A 5,408-nucleotide genomic window follows, 5' to 3' on the forward strand; every position below is an offset into this window, starting at 1 on the left:
TGAAAACCTTCAAAATTCTTGCTGAGCGATATCGCAATCGAGGCAAAAGACTAGCATTAAGATTCAATCTAATTGCTGGAATTTATAACTTGGAGCTGAGTGAAAAATGACTTATGAAAGAAATCTATTAAACATTTTTTAAATTTTATTCATTATTCTTTCTATCGAATGTCTCATAATTTTTTATTTTAATTTGAACAAAAACAGCCCAAAAATATGGGCTGTACGGTCTTTCACTTACCACAAACTGACAACTTTCTTCATCAATTCAGCACGAATGGGCGCGGTTGGGTTACCTGCATTGCGCTGCGTTTCATTTTCATAAAACTTTTGCCAAGTTTGAACCATCTCTAAAGTGACATCTTGAGTTTTAAGCTTTTCAACGTCGGCTTTGGTGATGTTGGCTAAGCGCGCTGCAGCACCTTCTGGGCCTGTACCCCAACCAATGATGCCTTGACCATAGGCAGGTAAAGACATGTTGTTCGGTGTTGGCGGTAGCGCAAGACGTTGAATATCTGGATTGACCAAGGATTTAATCTGAGGACGGACTTTTTCAGATAGGGTTAATTCGGCAAAACTTAGTGTGGATGCGCTGATTAGCAATGTACTGATAAGGAGAGGTTTAAGCATCATAGATCAACAAATGAATGTAAATAATAATCATTATATATTTTAGCAAGGTTTTGGTAGCTGAATAAGAATATTTAAATGCATTGGAAATGGATAAGGCTTTATTTTGAGCTCAGCTGTAGATTTGTAGAAGTCAAAAAAGTTCAAAGCACTATTTTATAAGGAATTAAAACAGTGCTTTGTATAGATAGGTGCAAATGGATTTAAGTCAAAACATTTAAAGTGACATTAATATTGTTTCGGGTGGCATTTGAATAGGGGCATACAATATGCGCGGCATCGACCAATTTCTGTGCCTCGCTTGCATCCATACCCTCAAGATGAATATTAAGCGTCACTTCGATACCAAATCCTGTTGGAATAGGGCCGATACCAACATCACCCTCGACGTAGGCAGCAGGGGTAATCGAAATTTTATCTCGGTTAGACACAAATTTCATTGCACCTAAAAAACAGGCTGAATAACCAGCGGCGAAGAGTTGTTCAGGATTCGTACCATTACCTGTACCCCCCATAATTTTCGGCACAGCCAATTGAACATCTAAATGACCATCGGATGTCGTTGCACGACCATCACGACCACCAGTGGCTTTTGCATGGGCTGTATAAACTGCTTTTTCTAAAGTCATTTTTCTAATCCCTCAGATGATGGTTCAAAATCATATCGTGGGGGATTTTGTTTAAATAATATTCAGTTTTTTTGTAATTTTATACAGAGTGAAAATCAATATTGAACCAAAACACGGTGCTGCATCAGTGGCATAGATGCGCGAATCTGTTGCTGTTCGTCTAAGTCAAAAGGAACCGTGAGTAGTTGAGCGCCTTCTTCTGCGGTGATTGCTAAAATTTGACCACGGCTGTTGCTTGCTCCAGCATGCCCCCAAGTTTGACGTTTTTCACCATGCCAACCTTGTTGTGCGGCTCCTAGTACAGCACATTGGCTATCCATAGCACGGGCTTGCAGTAAGAGCTGCCAGTGCATTTCACCCGTGGTATAAGTAAAAGCTGCAGGCGCCGTTAAAATGTTTGCACCTTGGCTACGAAGTTTCAAAGCCAGTTCAGGAAAGCGCAAGTCGTAGCACACCATCAGGCCAATATTGCCAAAAGGTGTTGTTGCAACTACGGTTTCAGTACCAGGTTCAAAGAATTTTGATTCTTGATAGCCACCGACAGCGTCACCAACTTGCACATCAAATAAATGAATTTTGTCATAACGTGCTTCGGTACGTTCAGGGCTGATACACAGGCTGACAGTACGGACACGGCCATCTTGAATGATTGAACCATCTGGACGATAAGGGCATGGGAGTGTGCCCGCAACAATCCAAAGTTGATAACGATGTGCGAGTTGTTCTAGTCGCTGCTGAATACTTTCAAATTGCGCCGCGGTTTCGCGTTGTTTACCTGCGGCAAAACAGACAAAATTTTCGGGAAATACAATGAGACTCGCACCTTGAGCCTGACTTTGTTGCATCAATGATTCGATCACTTTGAAGTTATCTTCAATGTTATTTTGAGAATTCATTTGTGCAACGGAAAGTAAAGTCATGCGAAGAGGCTCTGCTGTGATTAACCTAAATTAGACATTTTGCTGCTTGGGTTGCTCTAGATTGTCCTGCTCTTTTTGCAGTTGTTTGACCAAAGGCTCAAACATATTTTGGTTGCTATCATTTAGTTTCATCAGCGTTTTGTGTGCATCTAAAACCGTATTCAGCATATTGCTATGGGTAATGTGTTCTTCCATAAGTGCGCGAGTGCATACACTTGGATCACCACAATAATTCAAAATAACAAACACCTGACCTAAACCCATGCTATTGGCAAGCGTTGTGATATCAGAGTTTGTAGACAACATTACCGCTTGGATATGGTGAACTTGTTTGAGCTTCAAACCCAGTTTAGCCAAAATGCCAAGGACAGTACTATCGATAAATGTCGTTTGGGTTAAATCAACGATTGCACCGACGACATTTTGTTGCTGTTCAATTTTGTTTAATAACTTGTCTAGACTAATACAAGATTGGGCACGCACTTCGCCAATAAGCTTAAAAATATGCGTTCCGTTCAAGCTTGCATATTCAACATGACCTGTTGACATATAAATGCCATTTGCAGAGAAGGATAGTAAATTATCCCATAGGGGCACAGCTTACTCAAGTAGCCGAGTATGATCAGAAAGTCGTATTCGGTTTAAGTAATTGATTTCGTGATTAATTGATTCGACGTAAACTTAGGATGGCAATATCATCAGCAACATGGTCTGGTGCTTGAAATGATTGATTTTGCAAGTGATAGACCAATTGACCTAGCTGTTCATTCAATCCACCGTCAAAAGGTTCAAGTGCGCCATCCGAGCAAATTACAAAGCGTGAATAACGATTTAAGGTGAATTCAAACTCTTCAACTTCTAGGTCTTCAGTTAAGCCAAGTGGAAAGCTACTGGTATTTAAAATTCGTGCGGGAAGACCGGGTTCAAATAAAATGGCCGGCGGATAATGGCCTGCACTAGACCATTTCAAGACATGCGTATCGAGATTAAGTATTCCCGCAATCATGGTAATGTGCTTTTCAATATTTTCTTGAACCAACATGCCATTGAGCTTTTTGATGAGTTCTCTCGGGGTTTTTGAACGACCGTGGAAAGCAGCCATCCAAGAGGTCAGTAAACTACTCGTCACCCCATGACCAGATACATCTGCAAGATAAAACATGATTTCTTTATCACTGATTTTCCAGTAATCGTACCAATCACCCGATAAATAAGCAGATGGCTGGAAGAATGTTTCAATTTTATAGTTGTGGAGTTCAATCGGATTGGGCAGTAAACGTTTTTGCAAATCTGCAGCAGAAGGGAGATCACGGCTATCTTGATTGCGTTTGTATTGTGCATCAATTTTAGTAAGTGCCACCTGAAGGTTAGTTGGGATATGATCCCAAACCCATCCTGCTAAAGCGCCTTGTTGCCAAGCTTGAGCCAATGCAGCACCTTCATGCTCAAAAGCGAGCACAATAGTAGGAAGTGTCCATTGGTGATTTAAAAAGTCGGCAACATCAGCAATTGCAATGATCGTTGGATCATACAAGTCTAGATCTTCAATGTTAATCATTTGTACGCTAGGAAGCGCATCAAGTACCTGATCTAAATATGGAATATCACGAGTAGGTTGAATGAAATACATAAAGAATTAGATGAATCCTTCGATAGACAATAAGTGTACTATAGCAAGCTAATGATGGCTGGAGGTAAAAACCACACCAGCCAATTGAAAAATTTTATTTATTCAGTTAATACCGTGTCGGTATCATCTGAAATGCTATCATCAATGAAATCGGTAGAATCATCAGATGAAACGTCTGTTGAATTATCTTCAGATTCATCAATGTCGTCATCTTCTTCATCAATAAATAGGTTTTCTTCAGCGATACCTTTTTTCTCAGAAATTGAATAATTCAGGCGTTGTAAATAGATGTCGCGAATTTGAGCATATTTATCGCCTTGCAATACACCTTCAATATCCAGTAATTGAGCGCGAGTATCGATTCCACGTAAAGTTTGCTCAGACCAATACGCCACATCATGACCATTAAGCATATATTTCTGTGGACGTCCTTGACTATCTACTGCTAGACCGACGGTTTGGCGCAATGTGCTTGGACCAAGCACCGGTAAAACAATATAAGGACCAGAAGGAATACCGTAATATCCTAAAGTTGCACCAAAATTTTCATCTTCGGTTTCTAGGCCTAGGCGACTCGCAGGGTCAGCAAAGCCTAAAGTTGTCAGTGTATTAACAGTAAAGCGACCTAGACTTTTTGCGGCACGTGTCGGTCGTCCTTGGATGAGTTGGTTAAACGCATTCCAAGGTTCGCCCAAATTTTTACGGAATAAACGATACGATTCACGTATATCCTTAGGGGTTTTTGCGACATATTGCACAGCAGCAGGGCGGGCAATATGGACATCTAAATAATCATTAAATGCGTAAACTTTCCGGTTGATCGGTTGGAAAGGGTCTTTATCTTCTTCTGATTGTGCTGCATTGGCATTTACAGATAATTTTTTTGCAACTTCAGATGACTTGACCATCGCAGCATGCGCAAGTTGTTGTGTTTTTGATTTATTGGCAGCTTCTGAGTCCTGAGCAACAGGTGCTGAAGCCTCGTCATTTGCAAATACAGGTGTTGTTACGACAAGTGACAATAATCCTGCATATAAAAAAGAAGTTTGGCGCATATATAGTCCTGACGCTTTTAGCGCGGCAAAATGTTTGCCGTATAATAAGTAAAAACGTTCAAATAATCTTGATTTATTACTATTAAACCAAATTTGATCAAAATATGAATGAAAAAATGTAATTTGAGCGAAAAATGTGCGCTCAAAATAATTATTTAAAAAAAGGTGTTGCGTTGGATCAGAAATGCTGTAGAATGCACATCCATCGGCGGTGATGAAGATTAAAACTTCTGATAAAACAATGACTTGGTTGAATTGATTAAGTTGGGTTTTATTTGATAAGTTTAAAAATAATTTGAATTACTGGTTGACTCTTTAGAAATAAAGAGTAATATAGCCGACCTAGCTTGCTGGTGACGAACCAACAAGAAGATCATTAAGAGATTATGAAGAACAACTTGTGTGGATTTTTACTGGTTGATCGATCGAAATTATTTTCATTGATTGATGGTAGAAATTACTCGAAGTTTATTTGAGCAAATTTTTGTCAGTAATTGATGAGCCAAGATTGGTACACTATATGTACTATTGATTTTAAACTGAA

6 protein-coding genes and 1 pseudogene are annotated in these 5,408 nt (G+C 39.6%); 1 reads left to right on the forward strand and 6 read right to left on the reverse strand.

The window, feature by feature from the left end:
- Positions 1-110: pseudogene (locus FTT98_RS17180) on the forward strand (IS5/IS1182 family transposase); the annotation flags it as partial.
- Between the two features lie 127 nt (positions 111-237).
- Here FTT98_RS17180 and FTT98_RS17185 read toward each other — a convergent pair.
- From FTT98_RS17185 to FTT98_RS17210, 6 genes are all read right to left on the reverse strand, one after another.
- Positions 238-630, reverse strand: a complete 393-nt coding sequence (locus FTT98_RS17185; RefSeq protein WP_180042424.1) for a DUF4951 domain-containing protein — start codon at positions 628-630, stop codon at positions 238-240.
- 203 nt (positions 631-833) lie between these two features.
- Positions 834-1,259, reverse strand: coding sequence for an organic hydroperoxide resistance protein (locus tag FTT98_RS17190; protein ID WP_111884709.1), 426 nt, complete (start codon positions 1,257-1,259; stop codon positions 834-836).
- A gap of 95 nt (positions 1,260-1,354) precedes the next feature.
- On the reverse strand, positions 1,355-2,179 hold the full coding sequence (locus FTT98_RS17195; protein ID WP_078192617.1) for a carbon-nitrogen hydrolase family protein: 825 nt from the start codon (positions 2,177-2,179) through the stop codon (positions 1,355-1,357).
- A 30-nt stretch (positions 2,180-2,209) separates the two neighbouring features.
- On the reverse strand, positions 2,210-2,728 hold the full coding sequence (gigB, locus tag FTT98_RS17200; RefSeq protein ID WP_078189558.1) for an anti-anti-sigma factor GigB: 519 nt from the start codon (positions 2,726-2,728) through the stop codon (positions 2,210-2,212).
- A gap of 112 nt (positions 2,729-2,840) precedes the next feature.
- Positions 2,841-3,809, reverse strand: a complete 969-nt coding sequence (gigA, locus tag FTT98_RS17205; protein WP_078192616.1) for an RsbU family protein phosphatase GigA — start codon at positions 3,807-3,809, stop codon at positions 2,841-2,843.
- A gap of 98 nt (positions 3,810-3,907) precedes the next feature.
- On the reverse strand, positions 3,908-4,864 hold the full coding sequence (locus FTT98_RS17210) for a VacJ family lipoprotein (protein WP_180042360.1): 957 nt from the start codon (positions 4,862-4,864) through the stop codon (positions 3,908-3,910).
- Positions 4,865-5,408: the final 544 nt, after the last annotated feature.

The organism is Acinetobacter sp. YH12039, assembly GCF_013420015.1.
GTDB classification, from domain to species: domain Bacteria; phylum Pseudomonadota; class Gammaproteobacteria; order Pseudomonadales; family Moraxellaceae; genus Acinetobacter; species Acinetobacter amyesii.